The organism is Candidatus Cloacimonadota bacterium, from assembly GCA_021734245.1.
Lineage (GTDB): Bacteria > Cloacimonadota > Cloacimonadia > Cloacimonadales > TCS61 > B137-G9.
On record JAIPJH010000054.1, the window covers coordinates 1 to 21,152 of the forward strand.

Annotated in this window: 17 protein-coding genes, 1 tRNA gene and 1 other RNA gene; all 19 read left to right on the forward strand. The window is 36.5% G+C overall.

Annotated features, from left to right (window positions below; translation table 11 throughout):
* Nucleotides 1–431 precede the first annotated feature (431 nt).
* Nucleotides 432–995: a translation initiation factor IF-3 gene (gene infC, locus K9N40_08930; GenBank protein ID MCF7814591.1), complete on the forward strand. Its 564-nt coding sequence runs from the start codon at nt 432–434 to the stop codon at nt 993–995.
* Between the two features lie 26 nt (nt 996–1,021).
* The gene (gene rpmI, locus K9N40_08935) at nt 1,022–1,216 is read left to right on the forward strand and encodes a 50S ribosomal protein L35 (protein MCF7814592.1); all 195 of its coding nucleotides are present in this window, start codon (nt 1,022–1,024) and stop codon (nt 1,214–1,216) included.
* A 21-nt stretch (nt 1,217–1,237) separates the two neighbouring features.
* Nucleotides 1,238–1,591 (forward strand): 50S ribosomal protein L20, encoded by a 354-nt coding sequence (rplT, locus tag K9N40_08940; protein ID MCF7814593.1) that lies wholly within the window; start codon nt 1,238–1,240, stop codon nt 1,589–1,591.
* Nucleotides 1,592–1,601: 10 nt separating this feature from the next.
* Entirely contained in the window at nt 1,602–2,618 is a 1,017-nt protein-coding gene (pheS, locus tag K9N40_08945; protein MCF7814594.1) for a phenylalanine--tRNA ligase subunit alpha, read from the forward strand.
* 21 nt (nt 2,619–2,639) lie between these two features.
* Nucleotides 2,640–5,030 (forward strand): phenylalanine--tRNA ligase subunit beta, encoded by a 2,391-nt coding sequence (pheT, locus tag K9N40_08950; protein MCF7814595.1) that lies wholly within the window; start codon nt 2,640–2,642, stop codon nt 5,028–5,030.
* A 2-nt stretch (nt 5,031–5,032) separates the two neighbouring features.
* Nucleotides 5,033–5,356: a hypothetical protein gene (locus K9N40_08955; GenBank protein MCF7814596.1), complete on the forward strand. Its 324-nt coding sequence runs from the start codon at nt 5,033–5,035 to the stop codon at nt 5,354–5,356.
* An 8-nt stretch (nt 5,357–5,364) separates the two neighbouring features.
* On the forward strand, nt 5,365–5,631 hold the full coding sequence (locus tag K9N40_08960) for a cell division protein ZapA (GenBank protein MCF7814597.1): 267 nt from the start codon (nt 5,365–5,367) through the stop codon (nt 5,629–5,631).
* Between the two features lie 87 nt (nt 5,632–5,718).
* A non-coding RNA gene (ssrS, locus tag K9N40_08965) (6S RNA) lies at nt 5,719–5,895 on the forward strand.
* Nucleotides 5,896–5,916: 21 nt separating this feature from the next.
* The gene (gene rny / locus K9N40_08970; GenBank protein ID MCF7814598.1) at nt 5,917–7,479 is read left to right on the forward strand and encodes a ribonuclease Y; all 1,563 of its coding nucleotides are present in this window, start codon (nt 5,917–5,919) and stop codon (nt 7,477–7,479) included.
* Nucleotides 7,479–8,261 (forward strand): TIGR00282 family metallophosphoesterase, encoded by a 783-nt coding sequence (locus tag K9N40_08975; GenBank protein MCF7814599.1) that lies wholly within the window; start codon nt 7,479–7,481, stop codon nt 8,259–8,261. The genes rny and K9N40_08975 overlap by 1 nt, the downstream gene beginning before the upstream one ends.
* A complete protein-coding gene (locus K9N40_08980) occupies nt 8,254–9,117 on the forward strand; it encodes a bifunctional 5,10-methylenetetrahydrofolate dehydrogenase/5,10-methenyltetrahydrofolate cyclohydrolase (protein MCF7814600.1) in 864 nt (287 codons plus the stop codon). The genes K9N40_08975 and K9N40_08980 overlap by 8 nt, the downstream gene beginning before the upstream one ends.
* Before the next feature lie 88 nt (nt 9,118–9,205).
* Complete coding sequence (locus tag K9N40_08985) at nt 9,206–11,602, forward strand: hypothetical protein (GenBank protein MCF7814601.1); 2,397 nt, start codon at nt 9,206–9,208, stop codon at nt 11,600–11,602.
* An 11-nt stretch (nt 11,603–11,613) separates the two neighbouring features.
* Nucleotides 11,614–14,844, forward strand: coding sequence for an SUMF1/EgtB/PvdO family nonheme iron enzyme (locus tag K9N40_08990; protein ID MCF7814602.1), 3,231 nt, complete (start codon nt 11,614–11,616; stop codon nt 14,842–14,844).
* 107 nt (nt 14,845–14,951) lie between these two features.
* Nucleotides 14,952–15,041 (forward strand) — tRNA-Ser (locus K9N40_08995).
* A gap of 125 nt (nt 15,042–15,166) precedes the next feature.
* Entirely contained in the window at nt 15,167–16,666 is a 1,500-nt protein-coding gene (locus tag K9N40_09000) for a hypothetical protein (GenBank protein MCF7814603.1), read from the forward strand.
* A 369-nt stretch (nt 16,667–17,035) separates the two neighbouring features.
* Nucleotides 17,036–17,371, forward strand: coding sequence for a helix-turn-helix domain-containing protein (locus tag K9N40_09005; protein ID MCF7814604.1), 336 nt, complete (start codon nt 17,036–17,038; stop codon nt 17,369–17,371).
* Nucleotides 17,361–19,610: a Mu transposase C-terminal domain-containing protein gene (locus tag K9N40_09010; GenBank protein ID MCF7814605.1), complete on the forward strand. Its 2,250-nt coding sequence runs from the start codon at nt 17,361–17,363 to the stop codon at nt 19,608–19,610. Before K9N40_09005 ends, K9N40_09010 begins: the two co-directional genes overlap by 11 nt.
* 488 nt (nt 19,611–20,098) lie before the next feature.
* A complete protein-coding gene (locus K9N40_09015; GenBank protein MCF7814606.1) occupies nt 20,099–20,929 on the forward strand; it encodes a hypothetical protein in 831 nt (276 codons plus the stop codon).
* On the forward strand, nt 20,929–21,152 hold a 224-nt coding region (locus tag K9N40_09020), incomplete at its 3' end, for a hypothetical protein (GenBank protein ID MCF7814607.1). The genes K9N40_09015 and K9N40_09020, both read left to right, overlap by 1 nt.

Here is a 21,152-nt window from a genome sequence, read left to right on the forward strand (position 1 = left end):
AATATATCCATTTGTTTATGGTCGCTATTTTTTCGAAACATTACCAATACCTTTTTTCACTTATTTATGGATTCAATATGAAAAAATTCATATTTATTGAAAAGGTTTTTTTTTGATACTTTTTAGAGGGGACTCATTATTGAATAAACTAATTTTTTTGTAACTCTCTTAATTAAATAAAATTTACAAAAAACTTGACTCAGGAAAGCAGCAAATAAATTTAACACAAATTGTGGTAAAAGAAGAAATGAAGCTGCTCGCTTCTACCTTACGGTTTCTAAATTGGAATACTTGTTAAGGTTTGAATTAGTGTATTTTTGGAAAGCATAACTTTGCTTTTCAAATATAGATTAGCGAGCAGATTTGGCTCGCTTTTTTTATTAAAAAAATTAGGAGGTTTTTTGGGCTGGAGAAGTAGAAGTAAAGCAAAAATGAAACCCGTGGTTCCAAAGGAAAGGATCAATAATGAAATTACAGCAAAAACTGTACGGTTGATCGATGAAAATGGAGAACAGTTAGGTGTTGTATCTATTGGAGAAGCACAAGCTAAAGCAAACAGGACAGAACTTGATTTAGTGGAAATTTCACCAAATGCTAACCCACCGGTTTGTAAAATTATGGATTTTGGGACTTATCATTACAAGAAAGAACGAAAAATGCGCGAATCAAGAAAGAAACAGCATATTGTCCAAACTAAAGAAGTTAAATTTGGTCCGAACACGGAAGAGCACGATTATACTTTCAAGAAAAATAATGCGATCAAATTTTTATCTCAACACAATAAAGTTAAATTCACAGTAAGATTCCGCGGACGCCAACTTGCTCACAAAGATTTGGGATTCAAGCTGTTAGAAAAACTGGTTGATGAATTGAAAGATATTATCGAAGTAGAAAGTGAACCAAGAAGTGAAGGTAGAACAATTTACACTGTTGTTGCTCCCAAAAAGGATATCGATAAAATCCTGGAAAAACAGTCCAAAGAACAAAACGAATAATAATTTAGAAGATATCAGGAGGAAAAATGCCTAAATTAAAAACACGCAGAGCGGTAGCAAAGAGATTTAAAGTTACTGGAAGAGGTAAACTGAAAAGATCTCATGCTTATACCGGACACATTCTTACCAAGAAATCATCAAAAAGAAAACGTAATCTCAGAAAATCCGGTCTTGTTCACAGCTCCGATGAAGCTAGAATGAAAAGAATGATGGGAATCTAAAAATTTTAAGGAGAAATTATTATGCCACGCACAACAAATAATGTAGCAGCCAAAAAACGCAGAAAAAAATATTTAAAAGCAGCCAAAGGTTACGTTGGTGGTCGCAGCAAACTTTATCGTACTGCCCGTCAGGCTGTGGAAAAGGGTTGGCAATACGCCTACAGAGATAGAAAAGCCAAAAAAAGAGAATTCAGAAAACTTTGGATCATTCGTATCAACGCAGCTGCCAGAATGAACGATCTTACTTATAGCACCCTGATTCACGGACTGAAAAAAGCTGAAGTTGAAATCGATAGAAAAGTATTAGCTCATTTAGCATTCCACGACATGGAAGCCTTTACCAAGCTTTGTGATTTAGCCAAAAATCAAAAGTAAGGAAAGGGTCGTGAAAGAAGAATTAAATAAAGTTACAAAATCGGCAGAACAGGATATTTCTCAGGCATCATCTCTGCACGAGCTGATGATCCTGAAATCCCGTTATGTTGGCAAAAAAAGTGTTTTAAACGGTTTCATGAAGAAAATCGGCAGCCTTCCCAAGGAAGAGCGGCCGGCTTTCGGAGCAACAGTAAATAAAGCAAAGCAGAGTATCGCTGAAATCCTGGCAACAAAAGAACAGGAGATAAAACAGCAGGAATATAATAAAACTCTGCAAAGCCAGAAGATCGATATCACAATGCCGGGAAGAAGGATTCAGCGAGGATCACTTCATCCCATTACAAAAGTCTGGCGAGAGATTGAAGATATTTTTATCTCTTTGGGATTTGATGTAGCTGAAGGACCGGATGTGGAAGATGAATTCCATAATTTCGATGCTTTGAATACTCCGCAGGATCATCCTGCCAGAGATCTTTCCGATACGTTCTATCTTGATGATGACGTTCTTTTGCGAACACAAACTTCCACGGTACAGATTCGCGTGATGGAAAAGCACAAACCACCGATCAAAATTATCTCTCCCGGGAGTTGTTACCGAAATGAAAACGATGCCTCGCATTCTCCCATGTTCCATCAGGTGGAAGCGCTGGTAGTGGATGAAGGAATCAATTTTGTTGATTTGCGCGATATGCTGAATGTGTTCGTGAAAAAGATGTTCGGTGATGATATCGAATCTCGTTTCCGTCCGCATTTCTTTCCGTTCACAGAACCAAGTGCCGAAATCGATATTATTTGTGTAAAATGTCATGGCAAAGGCTGCAACGTCTGCAAAGGCAGCGGTTGGCTGGAAATGGGTGGAGCAGGAATGGTCGATCCCAACGTTTTTGATATGCTGGGAATCGATTCCGAAAAATATACCGGTTATGCTTTCGGCTTGGGAATGGATAGAATTGCCATGCTCAAATACAAAATTCCTGATATGCGAATGCTGTTTGAAAATGATATTAGATTTTTGAAGCAGTTTTAATATTTTAAATTTGGATGCAAAATGAAAATAAGTTATAATTGGCTCAAAGACTATTTGGATTTCGATCTTTCACCCAGAGAGCTGGAAGAAAAGATGACTTTTGCCGGCATCGAAGTGGAAGCAGTCGAAGAACTCGGAAAAGAATTAAATCAGATAAAAATTGCCGAAATCGTTGAAAAACAAACTCATCCCAATTCCGATCATCTCTCTATTTGTAAAGTGAATGACGGCAACGAAACTTTGCAGGTGATCTGTGGAGCACCAAATTGTGCTGCCGGGCAGAAAGTTGCTCTGGCACCTGTAGGAGCACAGATCGGTGATTTTGAAATAAAAAAAGCCAAGCTGCGCGGAGAAGTTTCTTTTGGCATGCTGTGCAGCGAAAAAGAACTGGGAATTTCCGATAATCATGATGGAATTATGGAATTGCCGGAAGATGCTCCAATTGGGAACACGCTTGCTTCCTACCTGAAAATGGATGATGTTTGTTATGACGTGGAAATTACACCAAACCGACCCGATCTTCTGGGAATGTTTGGAGTTGCACGCGATCTTTCTGCTCTACTGAATTTACCGTTGAAACATCCAGAAATCCAGATTAAAGAAACAGAAGAAAAAATCGAAGATAACCTTTCTCTGCAAAATGATGCTCCCAGGCTTTGTACTCGCTATACAGCCAGGATGATAAAAGGTGTAACGATCAAAGAATCTCCGGAATGGCTGAAGCAGAGACTGATCTCCGTTGGTTTACGACCGATAAATAATGTTGTAGATGTAACAAATTTTGTAATGATGGAATTTGGTCATCCACTGCATGCGTTCGATTATAGCTTATTGGATAATAAAAAAATCATCGTTCGAACTGCTATGAGTGGTGAAAAATTTCCGGCTCTGGATGAAGAAACTTACAAACTGGACAGCAGCGATCTGGTGATTGCGGATAATAAAAAACCGGTTGCTCTGGCTGGAATTATCGGTGGAGAAAACTCGCACATCACCGAAACTACAAAAGACATCGTCATCGAAGCTGCAAATTTTCTCTATTCCAACATCCGCAAAACTGCAGGAAGATTGAAGATTTCTACCGATTCCTGCTATCGCTTTGAACGTGATATTGCAGATGAAACAGCGGAAACGGTAAGCCGGAGAGCAGCTCAACTTATTCTGGAAACTGCCGGCGGAAAACTTTTAAAAGGCAAACTGGATTCCTATCCCAATCCTTTGAAAAAGAAGATCGTTTCTATTCGACCCGGCAGAATTGAATTACTGCTTACAGTAAAGCTTTCCAATCAGCAGATCAAAGATTATCTCACACCACTCGGATTGGAATTTATTAAAGATGAAAATGATGCGCTTTATTTTTCCATTCCACCTTATCGCAAAGACTTACGGCGGGAAGTCGACTTGATAGAAGAAGTAATGCGTCTGCACGGATACAACAACGTAGAAACAAAAATTCACATTCAAAATGTGATGAATAGAAATGAATTTTATGCCAAACGAAAGATCATCGATATTCTGGTTCAAAATGGTTATTCCGAAGTGAAAAACTGGAATTTCAGCGATCCTGAAGATCTTGAAAAATTGAAGATTGCGGATGATGATCAGCGCAGAAATAATGCAATCCTCAAAAATCCTCTGGGTAGCAGATTTTCTATTATGCAGTCGATGCTGCTTCCAAATCTTCTTACTAATTCCTTATATAATATTAATCATGGACAGAAAAACCTGAAGCTATTTGAAATGGCGAAAGTTTTCTTTCGGAAAGATGAAAAATTAGCTACCGAAAAATGGAATATCTGTGCGGTTACTTCCGGTAATTTTAATCTGAATTACTGGAAAGAAAAAGATCTTCAAGTTGATTTTTTCGATTTGAAAGGTAGTGTAGAAGAAATTCTCGAATATTTAGGATTGAATAAAATTAAATTCCAGAAATCTGAGGAAAATTATTATCAGCCGGTAATGAGTGCAGATGTTTATCTGCGAAATAAAAAGGTTGGAAGTTTTGGAAAACTCGATCCTAAAATATTAACAGAATTCGATATAGAAATTCCAATGTATTCCATGTATTTGGATGTTTCTGAAATACTTAATTCCTGCAATTTTGCCGATCCTGTTTATAGTGATATTCCAAAATTCCCACCTGTTTTGCGTGATCTTTCCTTTGTGATTTCCAGAGAATATAATTATGAAGATATTGCTAAAACGATCAAAGCTGTGAATCCGGGAATTATTTCAAAGGTAGAACTTTTCGATGAATTTACCGGAAAAAATATTAAAGAGGGCTTTAGAAGTCTTACTTTCAGTGTAGTTTTCAGTTCCGGCACAAAAACCTTGACGGATGAGACAGTGAATAAGATTCTCCAAAAGATTATTAAGAAGTTAGAAACTGATTTCAGTATTGAGATGAGGTGATTATGGAAGAAAGACAATCCTTGAGTTTGGATGAAAAAATCCAGAAATTGATCAATAATTATACCGATCTAAAAAATAAATTTGCCAATCTCAAACTGGAAAAAGCTGAGCTCGAAAATCAGCTTTCCGAACTTAAAGAATTCAAAAATGCCAATGGTGATCGTTTAGTGGAATTGGAAAATGATCATAAGAAACAAACAGAAGAAATTGAATTTCTGCGTTCCGAAAATAAGAAGTTGAGAGAACAGCTGGAAAGTTATAACAACAAAATGAAAGAAGCTTCTGCCAGGTTAGACAGCATTTTTGATCAGATGAATGATCTTTAAAGTAGAATATGAAATCGGTTGAAGTTGAACTTCTTGGTAAAAAATATTTTTTCAAAAGTGATAATCCTGAACAATTACAGAAGACTGCAAAATACCTTGAAGAACAGCTGGATAAGTTGAACGACAGATTCAATACAGTAGATCAGATGAAACTTTATGTGATGTATTCCTTGATGATGACGCAAAAGTACTTTACTGAAAAAGAAAAATATAAAAAATTGATTGATGAATTCGAGCAGGCAAGTAAACGGCTCGAGGGATTAGGATTAGAATAGAGAATTAGTGTAATAAGTGTTTTTCGGGCATTTAAAATTAAATTAATGAAGGATAGTTAATCCTGATAATAAATTGATAAAAAATATTAATGCCTGCGGTATGCGTGATATTATTTTGTTTCTGAACTAAGTAAAATTCGGAAGTCGAGCCATTTGTGGCGCACAAGCCGGACACGATTCGGATATGTAAAGCAAATAAGGTAGACATCCACTATTGTATAGTGGTTCGAGAAAACATTAATACACGGTACCTGCGGGTTTATATAAATTTAAAGTGAGGTAATCATGCATACATACATTTACGCCGGAGCGGCGTTCGTCACCGGCATTCTACTTATGCTTATCATCAGCTTCATCAAAAAATCTGTTTCCGACAAAAATATTTTGAAATCTACCGAATTGGCAAAGAAGATAATTGATGATGCAAAAGTTGAAGTAGAAAATCAGAAAAAAGCTGCCACTCTTCAAGCAAAAGAAGAGTGGTTCAAAATCCAAAAAGGCTACGAAGACGAGATAAACAATAGAAAAAAAGAAATTTATTCATTGGAAAAGGAATATAATGAGCGCGTAGCTAAATTGGATAAAAGATTAGAAAATCTGGATCGCAAAGAAAACAATCTTCAGGATTTTGAGAAAAAGATAAAAATTCAGGAAGTTGAAATTAAACAGAAGAAAATTGAATTGGATGAACTTATCGAAAAGCAGAATCAAAAACTAACTGAAATTGCGAAACTTTCACGTGAAGAAGCTGTTCAAATTCTAAAAAACAACCTAAAAAATAAAGCTAGAAACGAAGCAGCTAAAGAAATTCGTAAGATAGCAGAACAAACTAAAGCAGAAGCCAATAAACTTGCTGCCAGCATTCTTTCTACAGCAATTCAAAGAATGTCTGTCGATTATGTTTCAGAATCTACTGTTTCCGTGGTTTCACTTCCAGATGATGAAATGAAAGGTAGAATTATTGGTCGGGAAGGTAGAAATATAAGAGCTTTTGAAAAAGCTTCAGGAATTGATCTTATCATTGATGATACACCCGAGGCTGTTGTACTTTCCGGATTTGATCCTGTTCGTAGAGAGATCGCCAGACTTTCCCTGGAAAAATTGATCTCCGATGGAAGAATTCATCCTGGTAGAATTGAACAGGTGATCGAAAAAACTGCTAAGGAAATGGATGAAACTTTAGTTAAGATTGGAGAGAAAGCCTGCATGGAAACAAATATTCATAACATTTCTTCAAATATTGTTAAAATGATCGGAAGATTGAAATACAGAACCAGTTATGGGCAAAATATTCTGCAGCATTCCATTGAGGCGGCTTGGCTTTGTGGAATTATGGCTTCGGAGTTAGGATTGGATCAGGAACTGGCTCGCAGAGCTGGTTTTCTGCACGATCTTGGAAAAGCTATCGATCATGAATTTGATGGCTCTCATGCCAAACTTGGCGCAAACGTAGCTCGTAAAAACGGCGAGAGTAAGATTATAATAAACGCAATTGAAGCTCATCACGAAGAAGTTGAATATCAGAGTGTTTATGCCGTTCTTACTCAAATCTCTGATGCTATTTCAGGAGCACGCCCTGGAGCTAGAAGAGAGATGTTGGAAACTTATATGAAACGTTTAAGTAAGATGGAAGAAATTGCGAATTCTATCGATGGCGTGAACAAATCTTTTGCAATTCAGGCAGGACGTGAGCTTAGAATAATTGTCGACCCAGTTTCTATTGATGACAAGAAAACAGCTTATATCGCGTCTGATATCGCAGATAAAATTGAAGCTGAAATGCAATATCCCGGACAGATAAAAGTAATGGTGATAAGAGAAACCAGGCAAACTGCGGTTGCTAAATAATGAGAATTCTTTTTTTCGGAGACGTTTTCGGAAAACCAGGACGGAAGATAGTTAAGCAATATCTTCCTGGAATGATAGAAGAATTTGATGCAGATGTTGTAATTGCAAATGGTGAAAACCTGGCTCAGGGAAGAGGTGTTACCGAAAAAACCTGTGCAGAAGTTTTCGAAGCTGGAGTTGCTGCGCTTACCAGCGGTAATCATCTCTGGGATCAAAAGACCTCTTTGGAATATATTAAGAATGAAACCAGAATAATAAAACCTCTAAATTTTCCACATTGTTCTCCAGGCTTCGATCATGCAATCTTGGATGTTGGAAAAAGTAAACTGGCCATTATAACATTAGTTGGTCAGGCTTTTATGGGAGCTGCTGGTTTTCCATTCGAAAAAATTTGCGAAATTATGCCAAGGATACGAGAGAAAACTCCAAATATCTTAGTCGATTATCACGCAGAGGCTACTGCAGAAAAACGTGCTTTGGGATTTTATCTGGATGGTAAGATCAGTGCTCTGGTGGGAACTCACACGCACATTCAAACTGCCGACGAAGAAATTCTACCACACGGAACTGCTTACATCACCGATGTTGGAATGACAGGCCCTCATGATTCTATTATTGGTACAGATAAAGATATTATCCTGCAAAAAATTCTTACAGGTGTTCCCAGAAGATTTGATGTGGCAAAATCTGGTTTACAGATCAATGCGGTAATTATCGAAATTTCTGATGTGAATGGAAAAGCACTGTTAATCCAAAGAATACGTAGGAAATTAAATGACTAAAATTCTGAAAGGAAAACCTGTAGCAAAACATATTTACAATGAGATAAAAAAACAATTAGAAAAAATTGAAATAAAACCAAAACTCGTAATATTAATTATTGGAACAGACCCAGCTGCCGAATTTTACGTGAGCAATTTAGAGAAAAAGGGCAGTAAAACTGGGATCGAAGTTACTACTAAAAAATTTAACGATTCAATAAAACAATCTGAATTACTTTCCGAACTTGAGTCGCTAAATTCCGATCAGAATGTTCATGGAATAATGATCCAGAAACCACTTCCAAAGCATATAGATGAAAATATCATCAATTCAGCTATCGATCCAACTAAAGATATGGATGCTTTTCATCCGGTAAATCTGGGCAAGATGATTTTGGATCAGGATGGGTTTATACCTTCCACACCAGCGGCTGTTTTGCAAATTCTTAAATATTACGAAATTCAAACTACCGGAAAAGAAGTTGTAATTATTGGTCGAAGCGAAATTGTAGGAAAACCCTTAGCAAATTTAATGCTAAGAAAAAATTCAACTGGAAATGCTACGGTTACTGTTTGTCATAGTAAAACAAAAAATTTGCAGGAGATAACAAAAAATGCTGATATTTTGATCGCAGCAATAGGAAAAGCAGAGTTCGTAAAAAAGAATATGATCAAGAAAGATAGCATTATAATTGATGTCGGTGTGAATCAGGTGAAAGATCCAGTTAAAGGTTATAAGTATGTTGGTGATGTAGATTATGAAGATTGTTTTGAGAAAACTTTGATGATAACTCCTGTTCCTGGCGGAGTGGGAACTGTTACGACAGCGATGTTATTGGAAAATGTATTAAAATCATATAAAAATAAGATAAAATGATAATTTTATTGACGGAAATTGGTAGCAATACTAAAAAGCTATCTCGGAGAGAAAGTATTAATAGTTTAATAGAATATGGGAGGATTTGATGTCTAAAATTAGAAATGCAATGATTCTTATGATTGCTCTTTTAGTTATCGTATTTGCATTCACTGCTTGTGGTAGAAAAGGAGATCCAAATGTAAACATGGTGCCCGAAATTGAGATTACATCTTATGAAGGTCTCGATTCCTTAAATGCTGCTCAAGCAAATGAAGCGATACTGTATCAACAGAAGATCTATTGGGAAGCTCATGATGTTGATGGAACAGTAGAAAAATACGCTTTCAGAGTGGTCGATGAAAATTTACAACCTTTAACCGATGCCGCTGGAAATCCTGTTGGTGTACCCGGCTATTCAGTAGTAGATAATGAAGGTTGGGTTTACCATTATATGGATGGAGCAGATGAAGCCATTCCATTGGAAATTTCTGATCAGAAATCAATTTGGTCAGATCAAGTTTATGCAGTAATTAATTTCCCGGCGAATGTGAACGGAGACAGTTCTCAGGTAATTAGTGTTTTCGAAGTTAAATGTATCGATAACAGCAAAGAAGAATCTGAGCCTGCAAGACGTTATTTCAAAGCTTCATCGGAAATTCCAGCTTGTACTGTTGGATCGAATCGTGGAGACATCAACGAACAGGTGGTTGGAACTGGAATGGTTCTCAGTTTCAATATTCTGGACGACGATCCTTTTGTGGATAACGATCCTGATCACTTTGAATTTAAGCTGGAAAGAAGAGATCTTAATGGTGTGGTTATACCAGAAGCTGAGGGCGGATTTCCTGCAGATCAGTGGTGGACAACAGAATATGAAAATAATGTTAGTGAATATCTGATTACACTGGATGATTTCGATGGAACACGAGCAGCTCTCAAAATTAATAACTTCCTGGGTGGTGCTCCTCAAGATTCTACCTTCATTGTAGCTAAAGCTATTGATATGGCAGGTATTGTTTCGGCACCTACAGAAATCGGTTTTGCTGTAAAAGAAGGATTTTATCCTAATACAATAGTTTACAGTGGTGAACAACAAGACGGTGCTCCAAGTGGAAATGATATTTTTGCTCTGGGTGCAAACCATTTTGTAACTTATATTGATGCCTCATTGGGACAATTAATTCCAAGTGTTACTACTTCTGACGGGACGCATTATTCCACGCCATTTTTTATTAACAGAGATGGAAATTTCACCGCAGTCCATAGTAATGATATGAGAGTTTATATGCATTGGGGATATGAGGGTGAATTTGCCGGAAATAGTCCTGGAGCAAAAACTCTTAGTATTGTAAAAGACGAAATAACCGGAAATAATTATTATTCCGAAATTAAATATTATGACATTCGTTTGGATGGCGAACCTTATTATTATGCACCACTGCCTGCTTCACAATACAATTATCTGGACGATGATACTGGAAAAGAATGGTTAAGAGTTCCTGCATCTAACGATATTGCACAAGAAACAGTATTAACTGGTCTTGGAGTTGGAACTCATATTTTAGAAGTAAGAGCAGTTGACCTTCAAGACGTTGTGGATGCTACACCTGCTACTTTTGTTTTTACTTTATACGATGCCATTTATGCTGATGGTAAAGAAGGTGTATTAGTGATCGATGATTCTCCGAATAATAATGGATCACCTGATGATTCACTTGATGTTCTTTATTCAGGAGAATATTTTTTAAATGGTTATACTGGAACAATCGAAAGTTATGACAGACAAGAACTTATTGATAATGGAACTTGGAATAGTGTTTTACACTGGGGAAAAGATGTTTTTTCACCTACAGATCTTCAAAATTTTGAAACAGTAATATATCATACTGATAATCCTATTGAAGGAAATAATTTATCAGCTGAATATGATGTTCTGAATTTGTATTTAAGAAATGGTGGAAACATGATCATCAGTGCTGGTCAGAGTTTGGCAACTAAACATGTTTCGAAGTTTGTCTTAGAATCTATTCCATTACTTCAAAATTATTTTGGAATTGAATTGGATGAAGATGCAATTGAAGATGTAGAAAGCAACGGTCAACAATCCAGTTACACAACAGTTCCTTTCTGCATTGGAGGTATTCCGGAAACTGCCAATGGCTATAACCAGCAGTTGGATCTGGTTTATCCTTCCTTCAATCCGCAAGTGAACATTGAAATTTTCAATCCTTATCATGCACTTGGCCCAGTCTCTTATTTCAATGAAGATTATCTGGCTAGTGATGTAACAGTGATGTATCGTTTCATGAGTATTGAACCGGGTGATAACAGCGGTCAACCTTCGACCTATGAATATGAAGAATTAATTACAAAACCTGTCGGTATTAAACGAGTTACAAATAGTAGTAATTGCTACATATTTGGTATTCCATTATCCTATATGGAGTGGGAGCAGGTAAATACCTTGCTGCTCGATCTGCTGGCCGAGATAGAAGCTGAGTAAGGGAGGATGACATGAGAAAACTAATATTAACAAACGTAATTGTAATTCTGGTTTTAAGTATGCTCCTTTTTGTAGGATGCGAAGATAAAAAGAATACCGAAGTAATTGAAATAGTTGATTTGGACAATGTAGATGTGCAGTTGATCGATAATTGGGATCTATGGGCTATCGATCCTGATACAGCAGCTGTAGCTACTAAAGCTCCTCGACAAGGTTTCTATAACAACAATCGTGAATTAATTGGTTATCCCTATCTGGTAGAAGAAGTCTTTTTAACAGTAGAAAAGCATGCTATTACAATGGATGGCGAGACATATGATTCTGCTGATGAAATGATCGGAAGTATTCATCTAATCGATAATCAACTCTGGACTGAAGACGAAGATGGCTTGGCAACATACTATTATGATTATTTTTATAATGCTGATACTGGCGCTCTTTGGTTCCATGAAGATACCTCTGCAGATACTTTGTGGGCTGTAGATCCCACTGTTGAAGAAGATTCTCTGGGAAACAATCTTTATGATGCGGATGAATTTATGCTCTTTTTCAGAAGTGGAACTGGTCCAAATACACAACTTGTTTCTCCTCAGAACAATTGGTTAATTCCAGATCATGAAGAAGATGACCTTAGCGATATGACACCGGTTTTCAAATGGTATACCAATGCTCCGGTAGAAGAATTTAAATTCCAGCTTTGTACAGATACTTTGTTTACAGAAGGTGCTGGTATGGTGTACAATGAGATCATTCCACCAGCTAGTGGCAACTTCACAACTTATGAAGTTCCTGATGAACTGGAGAACTTTACAGATTACTATTGGCGTGTAAAAGCTGACAACAAAGATTGGAGTGAGATTTGGTATTTCAGAACAAATAATATTGTTCTATTAGAATCTCCTGGAAATGGTTCCTATGTAGCACTCCGACCTACTATAAAATGGCAGGAACTGGATGGAACTAATAATTATACAATTCAAATTTCTAAAGATATTAATTTCAATTCCGGTTCAGATGTCATTGAATTCACAACAGATCAACTGGAATATGTTCATACTTCAAACTTTGATGCTGACGATCTTTATTACTGGCGAGTCACTTCCGATATTACTCCTGGTGTATGGAGCAATGTTTGGAAATTCTACACTACTCGTGGTGTAAGTATGGATGGAGCTTCTCCAATGGATGAAGAAACTGAAATCGAGCTTCCCGTTGAATTTGAGTGGAGCGAATTAGCTAATGCTTCACAATATACTATTCAGGTAGCCTCAGATAGTTTGTTTGCCAATGTTCTACTGGAAGATGATGTTACAGATGTTATGTATACCGAGTCGGGAATATTGGAAGCCAATAATGTGTATTACTGGCGCTTAGATAGTGATGTCTCTGCAACTTGGGGAGATACTCTGAGTTTCTTCACCAATATCGGAGTTCTTTTGGATTCTCCTGAAAATGAAGAAACCAATATCGGAATGATCACAAAATTCAAATGGCAACTTTTTGGTGGTGGAGATACACAGTACGTTATTCAGGTGGATGATGAAGATTCATTTACATATCCAATTGTAGATTCCTATATTTATTTTGAAGGGAATAGTCTGGATCCTGAAGATATAATGTGTGAAACTGCTTCAATTATTGAATATAATGACGATGATGATTTGATCGAATTCGTTCCTGAATCATTGACTGATTTAGATCCTGAAACTATGTATTACTGGCGGGTTCAAAGAGACACTCTTCAGTGGAGTGAAACCTGGAGTTTTACAACTTTATCATCTAGTGGAACATTAGAACTACAGCAACCTGCCAATGGTTTTGACAGAGTAGAACTTCTTCCTCAATTAAAATGGCCAGCTGTTAGTGGTTCAGATTATTATAGAGTAGTTGTATCATTGGATCAGAATTTTGCTGATACATTGTGGTGCAACAAAGTGGTTACGGATAATAAATATACTCTGGATGATGAAGAAGATGAAACATTGATCCTGGCTGAAACATATTACTGGAAAGCTAAAAGTGATAGAACTGAATGGAGTGACACCTGGGAATTTACAGTAATTGATGGTATTCCCACAAATCTTACTATTGCAGGAACTGATGGAATGAATAATCCTGCAACTCCTAATAAAGCTGATATGAGTTGGAATGCTTCTGCAGATGATGAATTTGAAAACTTTATTATCGAAAGAAGCTTGAATGGCACCTGGGAAGAAATTGGCGTGATCGATGCTGAAGAAACATCATTTGTTGATTTCGGATTGGATTATGGTGCTTCCTATAATTATAGAGTGAAAACTGAATATGTCCGCGGATTCAGCGAATATTCTGATGTCGCTACTGTAGATACTTATGAATTTGAGCTGCAGAATGCGCCAACACTTGTTACAGTTGATCCTGGCTCATTCTCTATGGGAAGTGATTCTGGAGATCCTGATGAAATGCCAGAAAGAAATATTACTCTGACTAATATGTATGAAATTTCTGAAACTGAAGTTACCAATACTCAGTATTGTGAAGTTTTGAACTGGGCATTGGGAATGGGAAAAGTTGCTGATCCTAATGGAAGTGCCGGACCTTATAGTTTCGACGGAATTGTATTTGCCGACGATGCTTTTGATGAAGCAAATATTTTATTGGAAGATGAAACTTTTATCGATTTCAATGTAGGAACTAGAATGTATCAAGTTGAACCGGGAATGGAACAACTTCCAGTAAATGGTGTTACATTCTTTGGTGCGGTTGCTTATTGTAATTGGCTCAGTGAGATCAATGGTGATACTACTCTTTATGAAGGAACTTCTTCCATTACTAGAACACCTTACGCAGGTGTGGGATATCGTCTTCCTACCGAAGCTGAGTGGGAATTTGCAGCTACAAATCGAGGAGCTGATGCTTTCCTATATAGTGGCAGCGATAATATCGATGACGTTGCCTGGTATTATGGCAATGCAAACGACGATGTTCATAATGTAGCAGAAAAAGCTGCTAACGGTTTAGGTATTTACGACATGAGCGGAAATGTGTGGGAATGGTGTAATGACATCTATGATGAATATGATCCTGCAGAACTCAACGATCCAATTGGACCCGATGGAACAGTTGGCAATAGTCAGCAAGTTGTAATTCGCGGCGGAAGCTGGGAATATGCAGATTATTATTTGAGGAATACCAACAGAAGTAAGAAGAAAGCAAATCTAAATGTAGAAATCGGATTCAGAGTTGTAAAAGTACATCCATAATCCGATTCTAACATATTGAAAAGCTCCCGAAAAACTGGGAGCTTTTTCTTTTAATCTATAATCTGTTACAAAAAGTAACAGCAAAAGTTTGTTGTTTTTATTAAACAGGAGAGTTGCCGGAGTGGTTGAACGGGGCGGTCTCGAAAACCGTTGTGGGTTTACGCCTACCCAGGGTTCGAATCCCTGACTCTCCGCCATGATAAGCCATAAAGTCTTATTATAAAAGGATTTATGAAATCTTAAAAAAGCCCAAAATATCGCTGGGTGACCAAAAAGTGTACACTTTTTTTAAAGACTACAAAATAACATTGGTGAGTAATATATGAAAAGCATTAGTAATATAGATGGTAATACAAAAGTTTTCGAATTTCTTGAAAACACAGATAAAAGAATTATTATCAAACTAAAATATAAGAAAAGGAAAATAGATATTTGGACTTCTAGATTTCTTGATGTTTTTCCTCAATTTGAAGTTAGATTAACGGCATTCTCTAATCGACCAGAATTACCTTGCGATTATTGGTTTCATTCGCTAATCGAAAATATTGATGTGCATTGTTCACATTGTAAAGAATTTCAAGATGGACGAGATTTGTCAACGAATGACACAAGTTGTTATAAATGTTTTCAACGATATACAGATTTCATAGAACACTTTTGTAATAAATGTAATCAAAAGCCTAAAAAATATAACTGTTCTGAAGAATTATTAAAGCAGTTATATTTTAGACTAAAAAGTGATAACTTTACTGGGCACAAACATAAAGCAGTTATAGCTTATCAAGTTTTTTGTAGTTTTGATAAACAAGAGAATAATAAAAAGTTTTTAAATTTTCCGATGTTTGTTTTGGTATTAAGATTTCCTGATGCTAAAACAGTAGATAGTGTTGTAGATCAGAAAAAAAGTATAGTTGAAGAAATGAAAAATTTTATCTCTAATTGGATTGAAATAGAAACGGAAGTTAATGAAAGAGAGATATTTGAAATTGCTTTAAAAATAATAGCATTGCATTATTTGTTTTTTTACGATTTAATGAGCAATACAATATTTTGTAATTCCCCAGAATACGATCCAGATAAGTTTATACATGGTAATTCTACTTTTAATGCTATAGAAGCTTTTGTTTTGAAACAAAAAGGTAAAAGCGATTCAGAAATTATAAAAATTCTAAATAGTAAAGAAAATGATGATAAAATTATTGGTTTGAGACAGAATAATTATCCGAATCAACCTGAGCTTAATTATGTTGAACTATCTAAAATTATGAGAAGAATCGAAAAAATATATAATTATCCAATACTTGAACATATTGCATATGGTGAATTACCGGAATCGATAAAGAATCTAATTGATACTCTCATAAATGATAAAAAAATCAGTAAAGCAAATGTAGAAATTAAAGATAATTCCGTAATTCCAGGTTCAGAAATAAATCAAAAAGTATTAGATTACACGGTAATTGTTAATTTTATTGGCCTTTTAGAATCTATAAAGCAAACTCGATTTACGAATAAATTGCCAGCTTTATTCGAAAAAGATGATCTAATAAAACTTTATAAAGAAATGACTTCTAATGAACTTGATAAAGATCCCTGTACTCTTGTACAAGCGTGTAGGAAATTACATTTAAAATATAAAACCACTCACATGGCTATTACTGAAAAACTGAGATATCACCCAAGATATAATGATCTTAAAAATGACCCTGATTATCCTGACCCAATATACAATAATTATAATAAAATCAATTGGTTTTTTGAAAACTCAGATATTGAAGATATAGAAGGTTGGATAAGAAAGGTAGAAGATTTAAAAAAATAGAATCACAAACTTTTATTAAATTCCTGTTTAAAACTATTAATTTATAATATTCTGCATTACATATAGTAAATATCATAATAGTTTTATCTTGAGGTATTTTATTCATAATTGCCTGATAATTCATTTACTCAAATCACTTTATATTGGATCAAATATAAGTTATAACATCTTTTTGTAGTATTATCTTTTATATTCAAAACGTGTTGAAAATAAAATTAACAGCATCAATTAAAATCCAAAATAGATTTAATTATAGGATTGGAACACAAAGATTTATAAAATTATATATTGGTTCCTGTAATTACCAAAACCGGAAAATCTTAATTCGGTGGGTATTGAGGATCGATCCTCCAATTTATAGGAGGAAGAATGTGTGAAAGCACAGTAAAAGGGATGCTTGTGAGTATCTCTCAACGGTTAGAAAACATCCAAATTCAGATGGACGAAATCAAGAAACAACTAGAATGTGGGCAGCAGGAATTCGTCAATATGGAAGCAATGGCTAAAATTGCTGGTATCCCTCTAAGTACCGCTTATCAAATCAGTTGCAGGAACATATTGCCCAAGTTTCGTATGGGTAAAAGGGTCCTTTTCAAACGAAAAGACGTATTAGAAATGATCGAGAAGACACGAGTAGCTTCCACGTCAGAAATTCAGCATCAAGCGATCAACGACGTTATGATGGAGGATAACCATGAAAAATAATACCAGTATAAATCGTCACCAAGTTTGTCATGAACTTTCAGGAACTCGTCGAATAAATATCCACATGAATGAAGAAAAAATGATTTGGAAATCCACAAAAGAAGCAGCTGAAATCCGTGGAATTTCATCCAGAGGAATCCGAAAAGCCGCTTATGATGGGCGATTACAGTCTAAGATTTTCGAATCTCCTGGTGGCCGTAAGACGATGCTTGTAAAAATTCCTGAGTCTGAAATTGAGAAATGGAAAGACAAAAATTCAAACAGGGAACCAGAGGAACTTTCGAAGATTTCAAAATCAAAGCAAATTAAAGATTTTGAGAAAGAAATACCAGATCGATATATTCGGATTGGTCAACAACGAGCCCAATTGTGCAACTGGATTCTGGAAAAGAAGAAAGAAGGTGTTCTTCCTATAGGTGAAATATTCGAACTAGCTCAACAAGAATACCAATTGGGTGAAGGATTTCAAGAATTACGCCAAATAACAGAAAAAAAAACTATTTCAGTCAGGCAGTTACAGAGGTTAGTTTCAAAATATGAAAAATCTGGAAATGATTTTATGGCCCTTATTCCCCAATATTGTTCTAACAGTGAACTTAAGCGAAAGATATCAGCGAATGAACGATGTTGGCTCAATAAGCAGCTTTTTGGACCTAACAAAATTAAAATCGGTTCAGCGATAAAATACATCAAACATCTAGCGAGAGAAGGGAAAATAGAAAGTCCTTCCAGTGAGTCTACATTACGCAGAGCAGCGTGCGATTTTATTCAACAATATCCTAATGTATATCACCTGGCAAGATATGGTGAAGAATCACTCAAAAATAAGAGAGTGAAATCTATTCTTAGAGACTGGGATAAGCTTAAAGTCGGTGATTTGCTGGTTGCAGATGGCCATAGACTGAATTTTAATATTACCGATCCATTCACTGGTAAACCCAAAAGGATGCTTCTGATTGTTTTCGAGGATATGAAGAGCCGGTACATTGTTGGAGCATCCATTGCGCCTAATGAGGACACCGCCAATATATCTTCTGCTCTACGGATGGCAATCTTAAATCTTGGCAGCGCTCCTAAATATATTTATCTGGATAATGGTAAGGCATTTGGTGCTAAATACTTTAAAGACAAAAACCTTGAATCCGAACTTGGTGGTCTTTATGATCGCTTAGGCTGTAAAGTCATTTTTGCAGAACCATATAATGCCAAAGCGAAGCCGGTGGAAAGGTTCTTTAGAACTTTTAGTGATGATTTTGAAAGACGTATGGACAGTTTCATAGGGTCATCTGTCCAAGACAAACCCGTCCAGTATAAGCGGAGTGAACCATGGATGCGAAAGCATTATGGTACTGATGCTTTGACGATGGAAGAAGCAATTCAGATGATGAATAATTATTTCCAGAAATATTATGCCAAACAGCCGCATCAAGCTTTAGCTGGAAAAACTCCAAGAGAGATATTTATTAGCCAGAAGCCTAATCTCACTATTACAAAAGATGAGCTCGATTATCTAATGCTTTCGGTAGCAAATCGAGTTGTAGGTCGGCAAGGAATCCAGTTTGATAAGAAATTGTATTGGAGTAAAGAATTAGTGAATCATGTTGGAGAGAATGTAACAATTCGATATGATTTTAATGACCTTAGTTTTGCGAAAGTGTACTTAAAGAATAGATACATCTGCAACGCAAAACGACGGGAATATCAATCACCGTTAATGATAACTGAAGCTGATAGAGAAAAGTTGAATTCAGAACGATATGAGATAACTCATATCGTAGAAGAAACTAAGGCATCCACCGAGATCATTCTAGACAAAGCAAAAGATATAAACGATCTGCCCCAAATCACTGTTCAGAAGAGTTGCCTTCCAATAATTGAAAATCTAAATTGTAAGCCTCCGTGGGAAATTCAGGGTATTTCCTGCAAAGAGAAATTTCTCATTTTTATAGATAATTTCGGACAACCATTTACGCTTACTGAGGCAGCTAAGATACTCGGCATCAAATACGAAACGTTAAAGAAAATCGCTCAACCGCTTTATGATAAGAAAATTGTTAAGAATGGAATACGTAACGGATCAGCGTTAATTGAAAGAATTGATCAACCAATCAATGCAGAAAAAAAAGATCAAACGGAAATAGATTTTGATATTCTCCCCTTAAACACTATAGCTGTAAACTGTCACGAAGAATGTCAATCAGCAGGAACTGATAATAATGCATCAACTTACTGGAAATAAAATAGTTAGGAACTTAATTAATGGGAAAGTGGTTTGACATAGTAAGAATTGTTACGATAAACTTAAGTTATTTTTACGCCATTCTCCTGAAACAAGTTCCTCTGTCAGTTCTCTGCTTAATAATCATATTAATGACTATTATCAGTAGGTATTGACGGTATTGTAAAAAAATGTTGTCATCAAGTTTGTCAATTTATGGGAACCAGTACTATAAGTTTCAAAAAGTAAACTTTTACTGCGTTTTCGCCCCAAATACGTAATATATATAATGAAGGAAAGAAATATTTAAATAGGGATTTACACATGTCTAAAGCGAACTTTCAAAATCTCAACTCCAGCTGCGTCTTTAGCTATAAGCTGGGAGACGAGTTTGACCATGAAGAATTGATCGCAGACATCTACGAGAAGGCTGTGTAGTAAGAAATTAGCAAGAACGAAAAACCAAGCCGCTCCAATTCAGGAGCGGCTTTTTTATTTAAGGAGGAAACATGAACACGATCAAGGAGATCGAACAGAAGTTGAAAGCGCGCTTTCCGGCAGAAGATATCGAATACCGGGTGGTGCGCGTGAGCAAGGACAGCCGCAGGGCGCTGATATTGCCTTACATCACTTCCCGTGCAGTGATGGATCGTCTGGACGAAGTTATCGGCTGTGCCAACTGGAGCGATGAGTACGAAGTTTTAGAAACCGGTGTTACCTGTAAATTATCTCTGCAGCTGGAAGATCGTATCATTAGCAAAGAGGACGCCGCCCCTTTCACCAATATCGAGGCTCTCAAAGGCGCCTTCTCGGATGCTTTGAAGCGAGCTGCTGTCAAGTTTGGTATCGGCCGTTATCTGTACAAACAGCCCGACAGCTATGTGGATATTTTGCCCCAGAAACCAGCCACGGCAAAAGGCAAAGTGCATTACTATCACAGCAGGGAACTATCAGGCTGGTGGATCGAGCCTAAGCTATTATCTGATGGTAGAATTGAAGAGAAAACATCCCCGAAAAAAACTGGATCGCCAAAGGATGATACAGCAGAATTCAAAGCATTAACACTGCCTCAGAAACTGGCAAAACTGGCAGAGTTAGAGATCATCTCAGCTAAGAAGAAAAGCAATTACGAAGCCAAGATTAATGATAAAAGCACAGCTCCCGGACTTAGGGTCTATTTCGAAAAACAATTCGAACTGCTGTACAGCCTGCATTGTCTTGCTCAAAATAGCAAGGTTAGTGATGCTACAAAAGCTACCATCTATAAACGCATAATGTCGTCCCGTCTGAATGGTTTTCCAGCCATAGAAAACGAGATCAAAGAACTGGAGGCAGCCTGATGGAAATTACCAATTATAACGATATCCCTAAGCCAATTGTAAGAGCGATCCAACAAAACTGGTACTCCGGAGCCGGTGCAAAGCACTTCTGCTCTGTAACCGATCTGATCAAACCCTCCAAGCTCTTTGTATTGGAAAGACGGCATCAGGATAAGTTGACTCGCGAAGCATCTGATCTGATCTGGAGCCTTATGGGTAGTGCCATGCATAAAGTACTGGAAGC

What these genes read in the sequence shown, in the direction of transcription:
- K9N40_08975 (MCF7814599.1), top strand. Translation starts at nt 7,479, where the DNA reads ATGAGAATTCTTTTTTTCGGAGACGTTTTCGGAAAACCAGGACGGAAG.
- K9N40_08980 (MCF7814600.1), top strand. Translation starts at nt 8,254, where the DNA reads ATGACTAAAATTCTGAAAGGAAAACCTGTAGCAAAACATATTTACAAT.
- K9N40_09010 (MCF7814605.1), top strand. Translation starts at nt 17,361, where the DNA reads ATGAAAAATAATACCAGTATAAATCGTCACCAAGTTTGTCATGAACTT.
- rpmI (MCF7814592.1), top strand. Translation starts at nt 1,022, where the DNA reads ATGCCTAAATTAAAAACACGCAGAGCGGTAGCAAAGAGATTTAAAGTT.
- K9N40_08985 (MCF7814601.1), top strand. Translation starts at nt 9,206, where the DNA reads ATGTCTAAAATTAGAAATGCAATGATTCTTATGATTGCTCTTTTAGTT.
- K9N40_09015 (MCF7814606.1), top strand. Translation starts at nt 20,099, where the DNA reads ATGAACACGATCAAGGAGATCGAACAGAAGTTGAAAGCGCGCTTTCCG.
- K9N40_08960 (MCF7814597.1), top strand. Translation starts at nt 5,365, where the DNA reads ATGAAATCGGTTGAAGTTGAACTTCTTGGTAAAAAATATTTTTTCAAA.
- K9N40_09005 (MCF7814604.1), top strand. Translation starts at nt 17,036, where the DNA reads ATGTGTGAAAGCACAGTAAAAGGGATGCTTGTGAGTATCTCTCAACGG.
- infC (MCF7814591.1), top strand. Translation starts at nt 432, where the DNA reads ATGAAACCCGTGGTTCCAAAGGAAAGGATCAATAATGAAATTACAGCA.
- K9N40_08955 (MCF7814596.1), top strand. Translation starts at nt 5,033, where the DNA reads ATGGAAGAAAGACAATCCTTGAGTTTGGATGAAAAAATCCAGAAATTG.
- rny (MCF7814598.1), top strand. Translation starts at nt 5,917, where the DNA reads ATGCATACATACATTTACGCCGGAGCGGCGTTCGTCACCGGCATTCTA.
- K9N40_09000 (MCF7814603.1), top strand. Translation starts at nt 15,167, where the DNA reads ATGAAAAGCATTAGTAATATAGATGGTAATACAAAAGTTTTCGAATTT.
- pheT (MCF7814595.1), top strand. Translation starts at nt 2,640, where the DNA reads ATGAAAATAAGTTATAATTGGCTCAAAGACTATTTGGATTTCGATCTT.
- rplT (MCF7814593.1), top strand. Translation starts at nt 1,238, where the DNA reads ATGCCACGCACAACAAATAATGTAGCAGCCAAAAAACGCAGAAAAAAA.
- K9N40_08990 (MCF7814602.1), top strand. Translation starts at nt 11,614, where the DNA reads ATGAGAAAACTAATATTAACAAACGTAATTGTAATTCTGGTTTTAAGT.